Source organism: Paraburkholderia hayleyella (assembly GCF_009455685.1).
Taxonomy (GTDB): Bacteria; Pseudomonadota; Gammaproteobacteria; order Burkholderiales; family Burkholderiaceae; genus Paraburkholderia; species Paraburkholderia hayleyella.
On the sequence record NZ_QPES01000001.1, the window covers coordinates 2,422,515 to 2,442,050 of the forward strand.

General features: G+C 60.2%; 13 protein-coding genes and 1 tRNA gene. 6 read left to right on the forward strand and 8 right to left on the reverse strand.

The genetic code is table 11. The features are described from left to right. Positions 1–112: 112 nt before the first annotated feature. The 3 genes from lpdA to aceE form a co-directional block, all read right to left on the reverse strand. Positions 113–1,897: a dihydrolipoyl dehydrogenase gene (gene lpdA, locus GH657_RS10725; protein WP_153100750.1), complete on the reverse strand. Its 1,785-nt coding sequence runs from the start codon at positions 1,895–1,897 to the stop codon at positions 113–115. Positions 1,898–1,993: 96 nt separating this feature from the next. Next, on the reverse strand, positions 1,994–3,673 hold the full coding sequence (gene aceF / locus GH657_RS10730; protein ID WP_153100751.1) for a dihydrolipoyllysine-residue acetyltransferase: 1,680 nt from the start codon (positions 3,671–3,673) through the stop codon (positions 1,994–1,996). Between the two features lie 74 nt (positions 3,674–3,747). Next, the gene (gene aceE / locus GH657_RS10735; RefSeq protein ID WP_153100752.1) at positions 3,748–6,444 is read right to left on the reverse strand and encodes a pyruvate dehydrogenase (acetyl-transferring), homodimeric type; all 2,697 of its coding nucleotides are present in this window, start codon (positions 6,442–6,444) and stop codon (positions 3,748–3,750) included. Between the two features lie 314 nt (positions 6,445–6,758). On the opposite strand from aceE, the gene fixL reads away from it, so the two are divergent. Together fixL and fixJ are read left to right on the forward strand one after the other, a co-directional pair. Further along, on the forward strand, positions 6,759–9,272 hold the full coding sequence (fixL, locus tag GH657_RS10740; protein WP_220094861.1) for an oxygen sensor histidine kinase FixL: 2,514 nt from the start codon (positions 6,759–6,761) through the stop codon (positions 9,270–9,272). Beyond that, complete coding sequence (fixJ, locus tag GH657_RS10745) at positions 9,269–9,919, forward strand: oxygen response regulator transcription factor FixJ (protein WP_153100754.1); 651 nt, start codon at positions 9,269–9,271, stop codon at positions 9,917–9,919. Before fixL ends, fixJ begins: the two co-directional genes overlap by 4 nt. A 51-nt stretch (positions 9,920–9,970) precedes the next feature. On the opposite strand, the gene GH657_RS10750 is transcribed toward fixJ, so the two are convergent. Continuing rightward, a complete protein-coding gene (locus tag GH657_RS10750) occupies positions 9,971–10,156 on the reverse strand; it encodes a hypothetical protein (protein ID WP_153100755.1) in 186 nt (61 codons plus the stop codon). A gap of 140 nt (positions 10,157–10,296) precedes the next feature. On the opposite strand from GH657_RS10750, the gene folD reads away from it, so the two are divergent. Next, on the forward strand, positions 10,297–11,154 hold the full coding sequence (gene folD / locus GH657_RS10755) for a bifunctional methylenetetrahydrofolate dehydrogenase/methenyltetrahydrofolate cyclohydrolase FolD (protein WP_153100756.1): 858 nt from the start codon (positions 10,297–10,299) through the stop codon (positions 11,152–11,154). 237 nt (positions 11,155–11,391) lie between these two features. Beyond that, the gene (locus GH657_RS10760; RefSeq protein WP_153100757.1) at positions 11,392–13,479 is read left to right on the forward strand and encodes a M3 family metallopeptidase; all 2,088 of its coding nucleotides are present in this window, start codon (positions 11,392–11,394) and stop codon (positions 13,477–13,479) included. A 45-nt stretch (positions 13,480–13,524) separates the two neighbouring features. Here GH657_RS10760 and dinB read toward each other — a convergent pair whose 3' ends face one another. The 3 genes from dinB to GH657_RS10775 form a co-directional block, all read right to left on the reverse strand. Then, entirely contained in the window at positions 13,525–14,643 is a 1,119-nt protein-coding gene (gene dinB, locus GH657_RS10765) for a DNA polymerase IV (RefSeq protein ID WP_153101721.1), read from the reverse strand. Positions 14,644–14,788: 145 nt separating this feature from the next. After that, a tRNA-Met gene (locus GH657_RS10770) sits at positions 14,789–14,862 on the reverse strand. 68 nt (positions 14,863–14,930) lie between these two features. Further along, the gene (locus GH657_RS10775; protein ID WP_153100758.1) at positions 14,931–15,218 is read right to left on the reverse strand and encodes a hypothetical protein; all 288 of its coding nucleotides are present in this window, start codon (positions 15,216–15,218) and stop codon (positions 14,931–14,933) included. A gap of 333 nt (positions 15,219–15,551) precedes the next feature. Between GH657_RS10775 and GH657_RS10780 the strand changes: the two genes are divergently transcribed. Both GH657_RS10780 and xth read left to right on the forward strand, forming a co-directional pair. Beyond that, complete coding sequence (locus GH657_RS10780) at positions 15,552–16,682, forward strand: hypothetical protein (RefSeq protein ID WP_153100759.1); 1,131 nt, start codon at positions 15,552–15,554, stop codon at positions 16,680–16,682. Positions 16,683–16,886: 204 nt separating this feature from the next. Then, positions 16,887–17,663, forward strand: a complete 777-nt coding sequence (gene xth, locus GH657_RS10785) for an exodeoxyribonuclease III (protein ID WP_153100760.1) — start codon at positions 16,887–16,889, stop codon at positions 17,661–17,663. A gap of 70 nt (positions 17,664–17,733) precedes the next feature. Here xth and GH657_RS10790 read toward each other — a convergent pair whose 3' ends face one another. Beyond that, positions 17,734–19,497 (reverse strand): DUF4153 domain-containing protein, encoded by a 1,764-nt coding sequence (locus GH657_RS10790; protein ID WP_174769932.1) that lies wholly within the window; start codon positions 19,495–19,497, stop codon positions 17,734–17,736. Between the last annotated feature and the right edge of the window lie 39 nt (positions 19,498–19,536).

Below are 19,536 nucleotides of genomic sequence, written 5' to 3' on the forward strand. Positions count from 1 at the left end.
GGCCACGGGCGTACAAAAAAAGCGCGCCTGGGGTGCAGTTCATACCCCAGGCGCGCTTTTTTATCGCTTTCATCTGGCCGGAATCACGGCTCACCGGCTCAGCACAACCTCATTATTTTTTCTTCTGCGGCGGTAAATCAGTGCAGACGCCTTCATACAGCTCCGCCGCCATACCTATTGATTCGCCCAGCGTCGGATGAGGGTGAATGGTCTTGCCGATATCGGTCGCGTCCGCACCCATCTCGATAGCCAGACACACTTCGCTGATCAGGTCACCCGCATTCAGGCCGACAATGCCGCCTCCTATCACCCGGTGGCTGGCTTTATCGAAGATCAGCTTGGTAAAGCCTTCATCCCGACCATTGGCAATCGCCCGGCCAGATGCCGCCCACGGGAAAACCGCCTTGCCGTACTGGATCCCTTCGGCCTTGCATTGATCTTCCGTTTTGCCCGCCCACGCCACTTCTGGATCGGTATAGGCCACCGAAGGAATCTGCAACGCATCGAAATACGCTTTTTCACCGTGAGCCGCCTCTGCCGCGACGTGCCCTTCATGCACGGCCTTATGCGCCAGCATGGGCTGACCCACGATATCGCCAATGGCAAAAATATGCGGTACGTTCGTGCGCATCTGCTTGTCGACGTCGATAAAACCGCGCTCGGTCACGACAACGCCCGCTTGCTCAGCTCCGATTTTCCGGCCGTTCGGGCTACGCCCCACCGCCACCAGCACGAGATCGTAACGCTGGGCCTCAGCCGGTGCCTGCTCGCCCTCGAACGACACATAGATGCCATCGTCTTTCGCTTCAGCCCGAGTCGTTCGGGTTTTCAGCATCAGGTTGGCAAACCGTTTGCTGTTGTACTTCTCCCAGACTTTCACGAGATCGCGGTCCGCACCCATCATCAGCCCGTCGAGCATTTCCACGACGTCGATTTGCGCGCCGAGCGTTGCGTACACCGTCGCCATTTCAAGGCCAATGATGCCGCCGCCAATCACCAGCATGCGCTGGGGCACCTGCCTCAGTTCCAGCGCACCGGTGGAATCGACCACCCGTGGATCGTCAGGAATAAACGGCAGCTTCACGGCTTGCGAACCCGCGGCAATGATGGCCTGACGGAACTTGACGACCTTCTTGCCATTCTCCGTCTGCACTTCCAGATGATGCGGATCGACAAACGCTCCCACACCGGTCAATACCTCCACCTTGCGGGCCTTCGCCATCCCGGCCAGCCCGCTGGTCAGCTTTTTGACCACGCCGGACTTGAACTCGCGCAGACGGTCGAGATCGATTTGCGGCTTGCCGAATGTGATGCCATGCGTGGCCAGCGCCGCGGCTTCATCCATCACGAGCGCCGTATGCAACAGCGCCTTGGATGGAATACAGCCGACATTCAGGCAAACGCCGCCCAGCGTGGCATAACGCTCGACCAGAACCGTTTTCATGCCCAGATCCGCCGAACGAAACGCCGCGGAATAACCGCCCGGGCCCGAGCCCAGCACGAGCATGTCGCATTCGACATCAGCCTTGCCCGAGAAATGACCGGCCTGCGGCGCAGGAGCCGCACTCGCTGTGCTTTTTGCCACTGAAGCCGGAGCCGGAGCCGGAGCCGGAGCCGGTGTTGCCGCCCGGGCCCCGGTTTCCTTGGCCGGCGTGGCCGCCGAGGCCTCGACAAGCGCAATCACCGTCCCCTCTGAAACCTTGTCACCCGCTTTCACGCGGACTTCCTTAACGGTGCCCGCCACATCGCTGGGCACTTCAATCGAGGCCTTGTCCGATTCGAGCGTCATCAACGCCTGCTCGTTCTCGATCACATCGCCTGGCTTGATGTTGACTTCAATGACATCGACTTCCTTGAAATCGCCGATGTCCGGCACTTTTACTTCGATGAGACTCATCAGTGTCCCCTTCTTTTATTAATCGCGTTCACAGGAAAATAAGCGGGAGCGCAGCCGTCAGGGCCGCACTCCCGCCAGCAAGTACCTATTCAGCGATCAAAGGATTACACGCCGGAAATCGGCAAGAATAGCGGCCAGGAAAGCGTTGAAACGTGCGGCTTCAGCACCATCCACCACGCGGTGATCGTAGGACAGCGACAGCGGCAACATCAACCGTGGCACGAACTGCTTGCCATCCCAGACCGGCTTCATCGCGCCGCGCGACAGGCCCAGAATGGCGACTTCGGGCGCGTTGATAATCGGTGTGAAGTTCGTTCCGCCAATCCCGCCCAGCGATGAAATCGAGAAACAGCCGCCTTGCATCTGATCAGGCTTGAGTTTGCCTTCGCGCGCGGCCTTCGACAGTTCGGTCATTTCACGTGCGATATCAAGCAAGCCCTTTTTGTCCGCATCACGAATGACGGGTACGACGAGGCCATTTGGCGTATCGGCGGCAAACCCAACGTGGTAATACTGCTTGTAGACCAGATTGTCGCCATCAAGACTGGTGTTGAACGTCGGGAATTTCTTCAGCGCCGACACCACCGCCTTGATCACGAAAGCCAGCATCGTGACCTTCACGCCTGCTTTTTCGTTTTCCTTGTTCAACTGCACGCGCAGCGCTTCAAGCTCAGTGATATCCGCTTCGTCGTTGTTCGTGACGTGCGGGATCATGACCCAGTTGCGATGCAAGTTGGCACCCGAAATTTTCTTGATGCGCGACAGCGGTTTGGGCTCGATCGGGCCAAACTTCGTGAAGTCGATCTTCGGCCATGGCAGCAGGTTCAGCTCACCACCGCCACTGCCCGCCGCGCCGGCCGAAGAGGCCGTGCCTTGCCCCGTCATCACACCCTTGATAAAGGCCGTCACATCCGCCTGGGTAATGCGCCCTTTCGGACCGCTGCCCCGCACGCGCGCCACGTCAACACCCAGCTCGCGCGCGAATTTACGCACGGAAGGCGAGGCATGGCTCGCCTGGCGCGTCCCCCCTTCGCCAGCAGGAATGACCGGTGCCTGGGCCAGTGCGGAGGGCGCAGCCGTTGCAGCGGGTGCGGGCACCTGCGGCGCCTCCGCGGGCCGGGTGCTGGCTGCCGCAGCCTGAGGGGCGGACGCCGCAGCCGCCGCAGTTGCCACGGCTGCTTCAACCAGCACGATCACCGAGCCTTCTGAGACGGCGTCGCCCACCTTGACCTTGACTTCCTTGACAACGCCCGCAAGCGGGCTCGGCACATCCATCGTTGCCTTGTCGGATTCGAGCGTGACCAGCGACTGCTCTTTTTCGATGCGATCGCCTACCTTGACCGCCACCTCAATCACGGGAATGTCTTTGTAATCGCCGACATCCGGGACCTTGACTTCCTGAACGCCACCCGCCGCAGCGGGCGCGGGAGCAGGTGCCGCAGCCGGTGCTGGAGCAGGCGCCGGGGCAGGCGCCGGGGCAGGCGAAGGCGCGGACTCCGCATGGCCCGCTGCGCCATTCACCGCGGCGCTACCTGCAGCCCCTTCCAGCACCACGATCAGCGTGCCCTCGGACACGTTATCGCCCTGGCTGACCTTCACTTCCTTGACCGTGCCCGCAGCCGGGCTCGGCACATCCATCGTCGCCTTGTCGGATTCCAGCGTGACCAGCGACTGCTCTTTTTCGACGGCATCACCCGCCTTCACCAGCACTTCGATCACAGGAATGTCCTTGTAATCGCCGATATCCGGCACCTTGACTTCGATCGCTTGACTCATTGTTGATGTCTCCTGAACCGTGCCCGCGCACGCCTGAAAACGGCGGCGCGTCACGGCACGCGGGGGATGATGCGTTAGACGGTCATCGGGTTAGGTTTGGCGGGATCAAGGTTGTACTTCTTGAGCGCCTCGGCAACGACCGAGCGTTCGATCGTGCCCTCATCTGCCAGTGCATTCAACGCAGCGACCGTTACCCAGTAGCGATCGACTTCGAAGAAGTGGCGCAGCTTTTCGCGTGTATCCGAGCGGCCGTAGCCATCCGTGCCGAGCACGACAAAACGTTGCGGCACAAAGGCCCGGATCTGTTCGGTCAGCGCGCGGACGTAATCGGTGGAAGCGATCACCGGCCCTTTCGTGCCCGTCAGCAGCTTCTCGACGTGCGAGATCTTGCGGGCCTCGGCCGGGTGCAGCAGGTTCCAGCGCTGGACTTCATGGCCTTCGCGGGCCAGTTCGGTAAAGCTTGGCACGCTCCATAGATCAGCGGCCACGCCCCAGTCCTTGTGCAACAGTTCCGCGGCAGCAATCACCTCATTGAAGATCGTGCCCGCGCCCATCAGTTGCACCCGTGGCGCGTTGCCCGCCGCCTCGGCCTTGCGGAACGCGTACATGCCCTTGATGATGTCGGCGGCTACGCTATCGCCCTGCGGCATCGCGGGATGCTCGTAGTTTTCGTTCATCACGGTGACGTAGTAGTACACGTCTTCCTGCTCTTGCATCATGCGGCGCAGCCCGTCTTGCATGATGACCGCCAGCTCATAGCCGAAGGTCGGGTCATAGCTGATGCAGTTCGGCACCGAGGCGGCCCATAGCAAGGAATGGCCATCCTCGTGCTGCAAGCCTTCGCCGTTCAGCGTGGTACGCCCTGCCGTGCCGCCCAGCAGGAAGCCGCGCGAGCGCATGTCGCCCGCGGCCCAGGCCAGGTCGCCAATGCGCTGGAAGCCGAACATCGAATAGAAAATGTAAAACGGAATCATGATCTCGCCATGCGTCGAATACGACGTGGCGGCCGCGATCCAGTCGCACATGCCACCGGCTTCGTTGATCCCTTCCTGAAGAATCTGGCCGGTTTCCGATTCACGATAGAACATCAACTGGTCGGAATCTTCCGGCACGTACTTCTGGCCGTCCTGGTTCCAGATGCCGATCTGGCGGAACAGGCCTTCCATGCCGAAAGTACGGGACTCGTCCGGAACGATCGGCACGATGCGCTTACCGAGCGCCTTGTCCTTGAGCAGGATGTTGAGAATGCGCACGAAAGCCATCGTGGTTGAAATCTCGCGGCCTTCGCCTGTGCCCTTGAGCACCGCCTCGAACGCGTCGAGCGCGGGTATCGGCAAGGGCTCGGCCTTTTGCCGGCGGGCGGGCAGATAGCCACCCAGTTCCTGGCGGCGCGCACGCATGTATTCGAGTTCTTTGGAACCTTCCTCGAACGTCAGATAGGGCACGTTGCCGATATCGTCGTCGGAAATCGGCAAACGGAACTGGTCGCGGAACTTCTTGAGCTGCTCCACCTGCATTTTCTTTTGCTGGTGGGTGATGTTCATCGCCTGGCCCGCTTCGCCCATGCCATAACCCTTGATCGTCTTCGCCAGGATCACGGTGGGCTGCCTGACAGCCTGGGACGCCTGCTGGAACGCCGCGTAAATCTTGTGGGGATCGTGGCCGCCGCGGTTCAGGTTCCAGATGTCTTCATCGGACCAGTCCGCCACCAGCGCGCGAAGCTCCGATGTATTGAAAAAGTGCTCGCGCACAAAGGCGCCGGATTCCGACTTGTAGGTTTGATACTCGCCGTCGACGACTTCCATCATCCGGCGCATCAGCGCGCCTGATTTGTCGCGGGCGAACAGGGCATCCCAACGGCTGCCCCAGATCACCTTGATCACGTTCCAGCCTGCACCCCGGAATTCGCTTTCGAGCTCCTGGATGATCTTGCCATTGCCGCGCACCGGGCCATCCAGCCGCTGCAAATTGCAGTTGATGACGAAGACGAGGTTATCCAGCCGTTCGCGGCCCGCCATGCCAATCGCGCCGAGCGATTCCGGCTCGTCCGTCTCGCCGTCGCCGAGGAAGGCCCAGACCTTGCGCCCATCGGTTTGGGCGATGCCACGCGCTTGCAGGTACTTCATGAAGCGCGCCTGGTAGATCGCCATGATCGGCCCGAGGCCCATCGAAACCGTCGGGAACTGCCAGAAATCAGGCATCAGCCACGGGTGCGGATAGGACGAAATCCCTTCGCCGCCCACTTCCTGGCGGAAATGATCGAGCTGCGCGGCCGACAGGCGGCCCAGTAAAAACGCGCGCGAATAGATGCCCGGCGATGAATGGCCCTGAATGAAGACCAGATCGCCGCCATGCGCCTCGGACGGCGCATGCCAAAAGTGATTGAAGCCAACGTCATAAAGCGTTGCGGCGGACGCAAACGAAGCAATATGGCCGCCAACGTTGGTTTCCTTGCCCGCCCGTAGCACCATGGCGATGGCATTCCAGCGCGTGTACGAACGGATACGGTGTTCGATATCCTGGTCGCCCGGAATTTTGGCCTGGGCGGTCAGCGGAATCGTATTGATATAGGGGGTATTGGCGGAAAACGGCAGATGCTCGCCATGTACGCGGGCAAATTCGATCTGCTTTTCGATCAGATAGTGAGCGCGGTCAGGGCCCATGGCGGAAATCACGCCATCAAGCGCTTCCAGCCATTCACCGGTTTCCTGTGGGTCGTCGTCTTTATCGGTGGCGACATATTTCATGACTTCATCGGGTACTGCAGACATGCTCGTCTCCTGAATATAAGGAACGCTCTTGAACAGACGACGCGGACCAGACCCCGCCGCGGCAACGTGCGGACGATTGTAATAAGCCGTTCGTGATCTGCGCAACAAAACTTTCGAATGACGGGATGGTTTCCCATAATGCGGAAAATTGCTGCAACGCACCCTGATCTTGCGCTCAATTTCATGCTTTATCTCATAAAAATCACCGGGCAGCCAAGGGTTTCCCCTGGGCATGATCCTGAATCAACCCTCAGGCCGGGATTCGCCGTTTTTTGCGCCATTTGCGCCGTACCTGCTGCGCTACAATGCCTGCCATGTTGACCGAACGGCTTTTTGCACGCTCGGCGCGCCCGTCTGGTTCGCCGGCGGATTCGTCGCCGTCCCGCTGGCACCATGGACCATGGTGGTCCAATTCCTATCTACTCACGCCGCTTCTGTCGATCCTCGTCTTTCTGATCGTCATGAGCCTGATCCTCTGGAGCCTGAACCGGCGCGAGCGGCAGCAGCAGGAAGACACCCTTTACCGCAACGTTGCCTGGGCGCAGCAGCAAATCCGTCTGTCGATGACCAGCTCGCAAGAGCAGGTCCAGGCACTCGCCCGCGATCTGGTTGTCGCCCGCGCCGATCCTCATTCATTCCAGAAAGCAACGGCGGACATCATGCAGGGGCATCCCGAGATCCTCTACATGAACTGGTACATCAGCGAGCAGCAGCCGCGCTGGCCCACCACCGCCTTGTCCATTTTCAGCCAGCGCCTCACGCGGCCCAGCGACGCGCAGATGGACGAAGCCGTCAAGGCCGCCTTCAGCGAGGCGCGCAGCACGCGCCGGCAAATCTATTCGCCGCTGATCTATGACGACCTCGGCAACGGCTATCTCACACTGCAAACGCCGGTCTATCGTGAACGGGAGTTTCTGGGCTCGATTGCCACGGTGTTTTCGATCGAAGGCATCCTGAAACACGACATCCCGCCCGAGCTCTCCGCGAAATACAAAATCTCGATCATCGACGTCAATAACCGCGAACTGGCGACCACCTCCACTCGCCCCCGCCTGCCGCGCGACGCCTCCTACGACCTGCCGCTCGATCCTCCCGGCCAGGGCGTGTCGGTCAGGGTCTATGCCTATCCGCAGATGACCAACTTCACGAACAACACGCTGGTCTGGCTGGTAGCCGGGCTGTCGTGTTTCGTGCTGTGGAGCCTCTGGAGCCTGTGGAAGCACACCCGCCAGCGCTTTGAGGCGCAACAGGCGCTGTACGCCGAAGCGTTCTTTCGCCGGGCCATGGAAAACTCCGTGCTGATCGGCATGCGCGTGCTCGACATGCATGGCCGCATCACCCACGTGAACCCCGCGTTTTGCCGCATGACCGGCTGGGATGAAAGCGATCTGGTCGGCAAGCTCGCCCCCTTTCCTTACTGGCCGCACGACGCTTATCCCGAAATGCAGCGCCAGTACGAAATGACTTTGCGCGGCAAGGCGCCCTCGTCGGGGTTCGAGCTGCGCGTGCGGCGCAAGGACGGTTCGCTGTTCCACGCACGCCTTTATGTCTCGCCGCTGATCGATAGCGCGGGGCGGCAAACCGGCTGGATGTCGTCGATGACCGACATCACCGAACCCAAACGGGCCCGCGAAGAACTCGCCGCCGCCCATGAACGCTTCACCACCGTGCTGGAGAGCCTTGACGCGGCGGTCTCGGTGCTGGCCGCCGACGAGGCCGAGCTGCTGTTCGCCAACCGCTACTACCGCCATCTGTTCGGCATCCGGCCCGACGGCCATCTGGAACTCGCCGGTGACGCCTTCGATGCGGGCGAGGCCTCATCGGATTCGATCGACATGGTCGACGCCTATGCCGGCCTGCCCGCTGCGGCCCTGACTGAAAGCGCCGCCGATGCCCAGGAAGTCTATGTGCAGAGCATCCAGAAATGGTTCGAAGTGCGGCGCCAGTATATTCAGTGGGTGGATGGGCATCTGGCGCAAATGCAGATCGCCACCGATATCACCACGCGCAAGGAAGCCCAGGAGCTGGCACGGCAGCAAGACGAAAAACTGCAGTTCACCAGCCGCCTGATGACGATGGGCGAAATGGCGTCGTCGCTGGCGCATGAGCTCAATCAGCCGCTGGCCGCGATCAACAACTACTGCTCCGGCGCGGTCGCGCTGGTGCGCTCGGGGCGCTCCACGGCGGACAACCTGTTGCCCGCCCTCGAAAAAACCTCGCAGCAGGCGGTGCGCGCCGGGATGATCATCAAGCGCATCCGCGAGTTTGTAAAACGCAGCGAACCCAAACGCCAGGCCAGCCGTGTCGCGGATATCGTCGCCGATGCCGTCGGTCTCGCTGAAATCGAGGTACGCAAGCGCCGCATCCGCATCGTCACCGAACTGCGCTCGCGCCTGCCCGTGATCTACGTTGACCCTGTACTGATCGAACAGGTGCTGGTGAACCTGCTCAAAAACGCCGCCGAAGCCATGTATGACGCCGCCCCTCAGGCGCCTGATCCGGTGATCCGGATCGTCGTGCGGCTCGATCATGGTTTTGTCTGCATCAGCGTGATCGACCAGGGGCCCGGTGTCGATGAAAAAACCGCCGAGCGCCTGTTCGAACCGTTTTACAGCACCAAGTCCGACGGTATGGGCATGGGGCTGAACATCTGCCGTTCGATTATCGAATCGCACCGGGGGCGCCTGTGGGTCGTCAACAATCTTGAAGCCGACGGCCGCATCACAGGCGCCACCTTCCATTGCAGCTTGCCTGTTGGAGATCCTGACGTTCCAGGTCAAAGCGGGACACAGGCCTTCCCATCACGAACCGTTACGAGAGAGCTATGAACAGTCCCAGTCTGGCCGTCACACAGGAAACTGTCTTTGTTGTCGATGACGATGAGGCCGTGCGCGATTCGCTGCGCTGGCTGCTGGAAGCGAATGGTTATCGCGTCCAGTGCTTCGCCGGAGCCGAACAGTTTCTCGAAGCCTGGCAGCCCCATCAGCACCCCGGCCAGATCGCTTGCCTGATCCTTGACGTGCGCATGCCCGGCATGAGCGGCCTTGAGTTGCAAGAGCGCCTGATGGCCGACGATGCCCTGCTGCCGATCATCTTCGTCACGGGCCACGGCGACGTGCCGATGGCCGTTTCGACGATGAAAAAAGGCGCGATGGATTTCATCGAAAAGCCGTTCGATGAAGCCGAATTGCGCAAGCTCGTCGAACGCATGCTGGAGCGCGCACGCAACGAAAGCAGCAGCGTGCAGCAGCAGCGCGCCACTTCGGAGCGGCTCAGCCGGCTGACCGCGCGCGAACACCAGGTGCTGGAGCGGATCATGGCCGGACGCCTGAACAAGCAGATTGCCGACGATCTGGGCATCAGCATCAAGACCGTCGAAGCGCATCGCGCCAACATCATGGAAAAACTCAACGTCAACACGGTCGCTGACTTGCTGCGTCTCGCGCTCTCCAATAAGCCGCAGCCGCCGCAGTAAATCAAGCTCGCGGTTATCGTTTGCCGCTGTTTTCGCCCGCGCTGCGGTGCGTCACCGCTCGCGCGCGGCGTCCCATGAGGCGCCGCGCGGGCGGCCTGGCCCCGGCACACCGGTATAATGCCGCCCCTTGCGGCCATGCCAGGCCGTGCCGTTTGCACAGGTATAGCCGCTCGGGCCGCTCGGCGGCAGCCCGGCGCGCACGGCAGGCATGGCAGGCATGGCGGGCATGGCGGGCATGACGGATACCCGCGCGCGTCACGGTTTTTCCTCCCGGGAAATCCTCCCGCATCCGCTTTCCTGATACACCGCGATACACCGATACACCGATACACCGATACACCGGTACACCCATCCACTGCTCCACTCCTCGACCGACCATGACAGCCCAACTGATCGACGGCAACGCCCTTTCGAAAACCCTGCGCGCCGAGGTCGCCACGCGCGCCGCCACGCTTGCTGCCCGTGGCCATCAGCCAGGTCTCGCCGTCGTGCTGGTTGGCGACAATCCGGCCAGCGAAGTCTATGTGCGCAACAAGATCAAGGCTTGTGCGGACAACGGCCTCGCCTCGACCTGCGAGCGCTATCCGGCAACGCTCACGCAAACCGCGCTGCTGGCGCGTATCGAGGCGCTCAACCAGGACCCGAAGATTCACGGCATCCTGGTACAGTTGCCGCTTCCCGCCCATATCGACAGCCATAAGGTGATCGAAGCCATCGCCGCGGAAAAAGACGTCGATGGCTTTCACGTCGCCAATGCGGGCGCGCTGATGACAGGCAGACCGCTGTTTCGTCCATGCACACCGTATGGCGTGATGAAAATGTTCGAAGCCTATGGCATCGAGCTAGCCGGAGCCCATGCCGTGGTCATCGGCCGCTCCAATATCGTCGGCAAGCCCATGGCGCTGATGCTGCTCGATGCCGGCGCGACCGTCACTGTCTGTCATAGCAAAACCCGCGATCTGGCCGCGCACACGCGCACAGCCGATATCGTGGTGGCCGCCACGGGCAAGCGCAACCTCCTGACGGCAGAGATGGTGAAGCCAGGCGCTGCCGTGATCGACGTCGGCATGAACCGCGATGAGGCGGGAAAACTCTGCGGTGATGTTGATTTTGCCGGGGTCAGCAGCGTGGCGGGTTATCTCACGCCTGTGCCCGGCGGCGTAGGCCCCATGACCATCACCATGCTGCTGGTCAATACCCTTGAAGCCGCCGAGCGCGCAGCAGCACACGCTTAAAACCGTGCCACGCCGCCTCTTCTGGCGGCTTGGCGGCCTGACGGCCTGCGCCGCTTGGGGCCACCGTGCGCCCAGCGCGCGGCGGCCCAACTTCTGCTAGTTTGTCCTCTGCCCCGATTGGAATCGGCACATACGGCCCCATCATCGGATCATCACCGGGTCATCCGGTGCCCGCTTCGGCCGCGCACCGGCCCGCCCTCCACCCCCGCGCTCATCGCGCCTGACAGGAAGCCTCTCATGCCCCTCTCGCAACCGGCCTCTGATAATCCGCTGCTCGATTTCAGCGATCTGCCCCGCTTTGGCGATATCCGCCCCGAACACGTCACCCCCGCCCTCGATGTGCTGCTCGCCGCCGCGCAGGCCGCCGTCGAGCGTGCCAGCGCGAGCGCCACGCCCGCCTCATGGGCCGATGTCGTCGAACCCGTCGAACGCGCCACCGAGCCGCTTGCGCGCGCCTGGGGGGTGATCGGCCATCTGAATGCCGTCGCCGATACGCCCGAACTACGCGCAGCCTACGGCGCCAACCTGGCGCGCGTCACCGAGTTCTGGTCTAGCGTCGGGCAAAACCTCGCGTTGTACGACAAATACAAGGCGCTCAAGGCAAGCGGTGAATTCGCCTCGCTCTCGCACGAGCGCAGGAAGATCCTCGATAACGCCGTGCGCGACTTCCGCCTGTCGGGCGCCGAGTTACCGGAAGAACAAAAGCCCCGCTTTGCGCAATTGCAGGAGCACCTGGCCACACTGGCCAAAACCTATTCGGACCACGTGCTCGATGCCACCAACGCCTACACGTATTACGTCAAAGCGCAGAGCGAACTCGCGGGCCTGCCCGACGACGTGATTGCCGCCGCCCGTGAAGCCGCTGAACGCGATGGCCAGCCGGGCTGGAAATTCACGCTGCACTTTCCGTCGTATTTTCCGGTGATGCAGTATGCGGAGCACCGCCCGATGCGCGAAACGCTGTACCGCGCCTATGTGACACGCGCCTCGGAGCAGGGCGTCCTATACGGCGGCGGCCAGCCCGAATGGGACAACACCGCCAACATCGCTGAACAGCTCGCCTTACGTGCCGAAGAGGCGCACATGCTGGGCTACGCGAACTTCGCGCAAGTCTCGCTCGCACCCAAGATGGCGGAATCGCCCGAGCAGGTCATCGCCTTTCTCGACGACCTGGCCGTGCGGGCCCGCCCCTATGCGGAACAGGACTGGCAGGAATTACGCGAATTCGCCGCCAGCGAACTCGCCTTGAGCGACTTGCAGCCCTGGGACATGGCCTTCGCCGCCGAGCGCTTGCGGCAAAAGCGCTACGCCTTCTCTGAAAACGAGGTCAAACAGTACTTCCCGCAAGACATCGTGCTCAAGGGCCTGTTCAACGTCACCGAAACCCTCTTCGATGTGCGCATTCGCCCCGACGAGGCCGTCGCCTGGCATCCGGACGTGCGCTTTTTCCGGGTGGAGCGGCAAGACGGCGCGCTCATCGCGCAGTTTTATCTGGACCTGTACGCCCGCGAAGGCAAACGCGGCGGCGCCTGGATGGACGATGCCCGCACCCGGCGGCGCCATGCCCAGGGCGTGCAAACCCCCGTGGCCTACCTGACCTGCAATTTCTCTGCGCCCGTTGGCGGCAAACCCGCGTGCTTCACGCATGACGAAGTCATCACGCTATTCCACGAGTTCGGCCACGGGCTGCATCACATGCTGACGCAAGTCGATGAAGCAGGCGTCTCGGGCATCAACGGGGTCGAGTGGGACGCTGTCGAGCTGCCCTCGCAATTCATGGAAAATTTCTGCTGGGAATGGGATGTGCTCAGCGGCATGACCTCGCACGTCGATAGCGCCGCGCCGCTGCCCCGTGCGCTCTTCGACAAGATGCTCGCGGCGAAAAACTTCCAGAGCGGCCTTGGCACGTTACGGCAGATCGTGTTTTCGCTGACCGACATGCGCCTGCACGTCGATTTCGATCCGGCGGGGCCCCTGAGCCCAATGGATCTGGCCCGCGATATCAACCAGCAGTTCCATGTGATTCCGCAAGCGGCGTTCTCGCGCTGGCTCAATACCTTCAGCCACATCTTCGCGGGCGGTTATGCCGCAGGCTATTACAGCTACAAGTGGGCCGAAGTGCTGTCAGCCGATGCCTACGCCGCCTTCGAGGAAGCGGCCGAGGCCAGCCAGGGCAGCGTGCTCGATGCGGCAACAGGCCGGCGTTATCGCAAGGAAATTCTTGAAGTGGGCGGCAGCCGCAGCGCGATGGAGTCATTCAAGGCCTTCCGTGGCCGCGAACCCAGCGTCGATGCGCTGCTGCGGCATAACGGCATGACCGCATAGCGCCATCAGGCACGTAGCCCGCCCGGCTCACCGGGCGGGTTCGCTTCAAGCACCCTCATCAAACAGCCCGTATTGCCCGTTTGGCGCCAGGCCCTCTTCCAGCCGCACGCCCACACCCAGCAGCCGCACCACGGGCTGGCTGCGCCGCGCGAAGCCTTTTTCAAGCAAGCCCAGCAGCGTGGGCACATGCGTGGCCGTACCGACGCACTCAACCGTGGTGCGCTGAAAATCAGCGAAGCGCAGCTTGACGAATAACTTGCACACCGCGGACGCGGCCCCGACACGCGCAATGCGCGCATCCAGCAATTGCGTCAAATGCACCAGCTCGGCAGCGCATTCGTCATAGGTGCGCAAATCGGTTACATAAGTGGTCTCGACGCTGACGGATTTACGTTCCCGGTCTGCTTGCACCGGACGCATGTCGATACCCCGCGAAAGCTCATAGAGACGCGTGCCAAAAACGCCAAACTCCCCATGCAGGGCCACTAGCGGCCACTCGCGTAATTCGGCGCAGGTGGTCACGCCCAGCTTTTCGAGCCGGGCCGCCGTCACCTTGCCCACACCAAACAGCTTGCGCACCGGCAGCGCCGCCACGAAGGCGTCGACCTCGTGCGGACGCACGACGTACAGGCCATCGGGCTTGTTCCAGTCCGATGCGATCTTGGCTACGAACTTGTTCGGCGCAACTCCTGCCGAGACCGTCACGCCGACACTCATCCGCACACGCTCGCGGATCTCGGCCGCCATCAGCGTCGCGCTGCCACGGCAACGCTCTGTCTGCGTGACATCGAGGTAAGCCTCATCGAGCGACAAGGGTTCGACCTCCGCGGTGTAATCGTGATAGATCGCCATGATCTGGCGTGACACCGCGCGGTACTTATCCATCGCGGGCGGCACGATCAGCAGCGCCGGGCATTTGCGCAACGCGAGCGCCGACGGCATGGCCGAATGCACGCCAAAGCGGCGCGCCTCGTAATTGCAAGCCGCCACGACCCCGCGCTGCCCAGGCTGGCCGCCTACGGCAAGCGGGCGGCCACGTAACGCAGGGTCATCACGCATTTCGACCGATGCATAAAAACAGTCGCAATCGCAATGAATGATCTTGCGCAGCGGCGATGCCGTGGAACCCGGCGAAAAGGGAAAAATAGAGGAAACAGGCACAATGCCAGCACTGTACAAAAATACAGTGTTTCCGGCAAGCCAAGACGAGCGGGCCAAGGTCCGCGCAGAAAAGAACCCCTCACCCAGCCAGATACAACAACGCCGCCCGGTACAGGTTGCTGTAGCGGGCGGCGCTGGATCAAGCGGGTTGCGGGGACAGGATTTGAACCTGTGACCTTCGGGTTATGAGCCCGACGAGCTGCCAGACTGCTCCACCCCGCGTCAGAGAGACCGGATTCTACGGGCAGTCAGGCCTGGCCGTCAAACGAATCCGTCACTTATTTTCGTCTTCAGAGATCGGCGACCGTCGCGCCCTTGATCTTGCCGTCGATAATGTCCGCGCCATACTGGCTGGCGCTGCGCTTGGCCACGCCAAAATCGGAGAACGTCAGCGTCTGCAACAGACGAAACACGCGGCTCGCTTTCGAGCCGCTGATCGCGCCCGGACGGCACACGCGCACCGCAACGTCATAGCCCTCGGCCTGGCGTTTGTGGCCATCGAACTTGTCGAACTTGCGGGAAAACACGAGCGGGTGAACTTCGAAATCTTTATACAGCGCAGGATATAAATCGGCCATGATGCTTCCCCCAGAATGATTAGAGACGTTAAGAGTCGCCTGACTATACGCTGTGCCGCTGTCGGGCATCGGATATATTTCCCGCGCCCCCCGGTTTCCGCGACGATTCACCACGCAACGCGGCCAGCAGGCGGCGGCGGAAAATCATCTGTTTCTTGCTGCGGGACATGTGGCAGGCAGGGCGAATTCTGGAACGGGTCAAGCTGCCATGTTACTCACTAACTACTTCAGACAACTGCTGAAGAACCCAGCCCAGGCAACTCTTGCGTTATTTACGCCTGCCCAGCCATGATGAAACTCATGGTTTTATTATTTTAAAATTACACATATCACATGATCCGAGCCAATCTTACTTCCACCCAATCTACACAGCAGAATTTATATAAAACTTTATTAGCCACGGCCGCAAAAGCAAAACCAGATGCCACCGACTATGACCCAAGCGTACAGTCTCATCCTAAATTAATATTTTCACCCAAACTTCTGATGGGAAAAAGCGATCAAGTTATAAATAATTCGCTTAATCAGGAATTCACAGATGAAATTAAAACCTTAATCGAAGGCAACGATTTTTCAGACAGCAAGAAAATTTTGCTCTGCATCCGCAAATTTAAACTGCCGCCCCAGCAAAAAAAGGAGTTCCCACTTCTGCCCTTCACCCAAAGCGCCGCAGAAATACAACGAGAAAAAAATATTTATAACGACCTGGCAGACCCGCTGGAACTTTTCAGCACTGCTTTTAATCAATTTTTCACAGAAGAAATAAACAATCCAGAAACCTCCAAACTCAATGAAAAAGAGGCAATGGGTATTACTTTTGTCAACGCTGAAGAAGAAAATCTGGTGACGGATGTTTTTTATTTTTACAAGTATCTTGCGCTTGCCAACCGTCTGGCAACTGATGCCAATAAATTCTTCGAAATCCCTTTTGTTAATCAAAACAAGTATGGCACATTTGACTCCTTAAATATCTATTACTATCAATCCATTAGAAACGAATTAAAACGAATTATAAATACAATGGAAATCGTCAAATCGGCCGCACAGATATCTCGAGATCCTTCAGCCAGGTGGAAAAATACCTCCAAGCTAATAATTCAAAATCATGCCAAGCCTGGGTCAGAGCTTCACCAATTCCTGTTTGAGCGCAATAAAGACGAAAACCCTGTCGAACCAAACGAGATCAAGCAATACCATCACTATCTGTCTGAAAATATAGCCAACCTCACCTTGAAATCCTCGCTTAAAATAAAAACGGGTGCTTTTAAAGAAAAAATCCGGGAATCTCTGTCACTTTACAAGGAAAGCAGCATGAAACATCCTGACGCAATAAAATTACTGGAAGTTCTGTTTTCTGGAATTTATTGCACAAGCTATAAATTAAAAAATCTGGATTATGTCGCCACACACAAAGACATGTCTGAATTTTTAAGCGCAATGCATGACATAGCAAACACGAATTAACCCGTTTTTCCACCAGCGGCATTCCCGCGCCACCCTGGTGTGTCATGAAAAGCCGGGCCACGAAAAGACGCGCGGCCCAGCCTGAAACGATAAAATGCGCCCCGCGTTGCGCCACCCTCCCCCGCTCTACTGCAAGCGGAATTCTGGCAAACTCCGCCTGCTGAACACCCCCCACCCTTCAAGCCTGAGAACTGGGAATTTTCCGTGAAAATCGCCACCTGGAACGTCAACTCGCTGAAAGTACGCCAGCAACATGTCGCTGACTGGCTCGCACTCAGCCAGACCGACGTGCTGTGCCTGCAAGAACTCAAGCTGACCGACGATAAATTTCCGCGCGCCGAATTCGCAGCGCAAGGCTATCGCAGCTGGTTTGCCGGGCAAAAAACCTATAACGGCGTCGGCATTCTGGTGCGCGATGGGCTCATCGTCGATGAAGCGAGCGTGACGCGCAATATTCCTGGTTTTGAAGATCCGCAACAACGCGTGATTGCGGCGACCATCGAAGGCGTACGCGTGATTTCAGCTTATTTTCCGAACGGCCAGGCGCCTGGCACGGACAAGTTCACCTACAAGCTGGCCTGGCTCAATGCGCTGCATGACTGGATTAGCGCCGAGCTCAAGCAATATGCCGCGCTCGCGCTGCTGGGCGATTACAACATCGCGCCCGAAGACCGGGACGTGCATGATCCCAGCCAATGGCAAGGGCAAAACCTGGTGTCGCCGGAAGAGCGCGCGGAGTTTCTCCGGCTCACGGAGCTGGGGCTAAGCGATGCCTTCCGCCAGTTCGAACACCCGGATAAAACCTTCACGTGGTGGGATTACCGGATGCTGGCGTTTCGCCGCAATGCCGGCTTGCGCATCGACCATATTTTGTTGTCGCCCGCGCTCGCCGCGCGCTGCAGTGCGTGCGATGTGGACCGCACGCCGCGCAAATGGGAACAACCGTCGGATCACGCGCCAGTCTTCGCCGTGCTGGATTGAGCGCGCAGACCGGCGCACCCTGCGCCGGTCGCATCCTGATGGGCGCCGTGAACCCCGCGCGAACCCAGGCTCATCCCGAGCAGGCGGCATCACGCTCCGGCGTCACCGTGACGCCAATACGCTGACCGTTGACCTGAATATCTCGAAGCTGCGGTTCAACGAGCTGGAAAGTCCCCTGCGCCAGGGCATCCCGAACCGCAGTGCAGTGCGGTGCGATCGAAAGCTTGCCCACCAGTTGCCAAGCGCCATCGCTGGCCTCGCCAAAAACGAATCCCGTACTGTCACTGCCAGAAAAGAGCACCACGTTAGGCTTGTGCGCGCCGCCCAGATCGACGAGGTAAGCGTCACACTTCATCGAACCATAGTTCAGGCAATCGGGAAGACGCCGCTGCAGCGTGACCCGTTGCCAGTCCTGCGAGAGAAACGAGGCCGGAACCGGCTGCCCGGGAGTCCGCGACACGATGTTAAGCGCGAGCGCTGCCGTATCCGGATGGTCCGCGGCCAAAGGGTCTTGGCCGGGCAGACGGGCAGCCTGCGCGCTCAGTGCGCGGATGCGCGCGGCATGGGCGGCCTGAGTCTCCCCCTGCAGGCGCACGAGCGCTTGCAGTCCGTATCTCACGGAGCGGTAGCGCAGAAAGTTGTAATCGAACTTGTCGGGCTCAACCCTGCCGGCGAGCAGGCGGCCCACCTGGCTGTTCACCGACAGGCGTGCCGGATCCGCCAACGGCGTGAATACAGCCACGAGAACCGCGATTGAAACCCATGCTGCGATCACGTTCACGGGCGCGATCCTTGTGAGGATAGCGGTACGGGCCAGCGCCGCCCACGCATAGCCCATGGCATAGAGGCAAGCCACGAACGTTGCCGCACAGGCCCCAATACGATGCGGCGTGAACCCATACTGCCCAATCCGCAGTGCGAGCGCGTAAATCGCAAGGACCACCAGTATGGGCAGCGTCAGGCAGGCCATTCTCATGCAGACACGCAACACACGCGGAGCGAGATCGGATGCCAGCCCCCCCTTGAAAACAGCGTTCACGAAAACGATTTCCAATACCGCGACACCGAGCAGGATCTCTGTCGCGGAGCGCGTGGCCCATAACAGGTCGAACCCGGTGAACAGCAGCGAGGCGAGGAAGCCGCCAACGATGATCACGAGGACCAGGAGCAGCCACGAAAGAAGCGACAAGACCAGCGTGCGCGAGCCCCGGATGATGTCCGGCCTCACATCGGTGATATGCAAGGCTGAGGCAAACGCCATCGCGCTCACGGGAATGTTGAACCACGATTCGAGCAAAAGCCGCGTGAGGAAATCCAGCTTCAGCAACAGGAAGAGCCCGGCTCCCAGCCAAAGCACAAGAAAGAGCGCACCGACGAACAACGCGGAAAGGCCGACCTGAAGCCCGAGTTTCCAGGCGAACTCGAAATACGATTCGTAGGGGGCGTACCACGACCTTGCATGCTCGCCGGCGAGAATCAGGCCATAAGCGATAAATAGGATCACGCCGCTGTAGAAGGTCACGGCCATTGACGGCAGCGGGCCTCCGGCGCGGCCGAACAATTGCATGCCGGCCAGTTCAGCGCCTGTCGAGCGCCACGCGTCGTGATAGCCCAAGACCGCGACAACTGCGGTGAGCACGGCGACCCACATCGTGAGCCGGTCCCCTCTCATCCGGTACAGACCCACGATAACCGCTGGCGGGATGAACAAGCTAAGCAGAACCAGCGGAAAAAACAGAAGCGGGATCGTTGCGATGCCGCTGCGCTGATGGGCAGCGTTCGTGAGCAGATACAGGACTAATCCCTGGGAAATACCGATGAGGAACCGCGGCATGAAGAGATCCCGGGCAGAAGCTGTCTGTAGGGTCTCCTG

What these genes read in the sequence shown, in the direction of transcription:
- fixL (WP_220094861.1), top strand. Translation starts at nt 6,759, where the DNA reads ATGTTGACCGAACGGCTTTTTGCACGCTCGGCGCGCCCGTCTGGTTCG.
- folD (WP_153100756.1), top strand. Translation starts at nt 10,297, where the DNA reads ATGACAGCCCAACTGATCGACGGCAACGCCCTTTCGAAAACCCTGCGC.
- GH657_RS10760 (WP_153100757.1), top strand. Translation starts at nt 11,392, where the DNA reads ATGCCCCTCTCGCAACCGGCCTCTGATAATCCGCTGCTCGATTTCAGC.
- GH657_RS10790 (WP_174769932.1), bottom strand. Translation starts at nt 19,497, where the DNA reads ATGCCGCGGTTCCTCATCGGTATTTCCCAGGGATTAGTCCTGTATCTG.
- aceE (WP_153100752.1), bottom strand. Translation starts at nt 6,444, where the DNA reads ATGTCTGCAGTACCCGATGAAGTCATGAAATATGTCGCCACCGATAAA.
- GH657_RS10750 (WP_153100755.1), bottom strand. Translation starts at nt 10,156, where the DNA reads ATGCCCGCCATGCCCGCCATGCCTGCCATGCCTGCCGTGCGCGCCGGG.
- aceF (WP_153100751.1), bottom strand. Translation starts at nt 3,673, where the DNA reads ATGAGTCAAGCGATCGAAGTCAAGGTGCCGGATATCGGCGATTACAAG.
- GH657_RS10780 (WP_153100759.1), top strand. Translation starts at nt 15,552, where the DNA reads ATGATCCGAGCCAATCTTACTTCCACCCAATCTACACAGCAGAATTTA.
- GH657_RS10775 (WP_153100758.1), bottom strand. Translation starts at nt 15,218, where the DNA reads ATGGCCGATTTATATCCTGCGCTGTATAAAGATTTCGAAGTTCACCCG.
- lpdA (WP_153100750.1), bottom strand. Translation starts at nt 1,897, where the DNA reads ATGAGTCTCATCGAAGTAAAAGTGCCGGACATCGGCGATTTCAAGGAA.
- fixJ (WP_153100754.1), top strand. Translation starts at nt 9,269, where the DNA reads ATGAACAGTCCCAGTCTGGCCGTCACACAGGAAACTGTCTTTGTTGTC.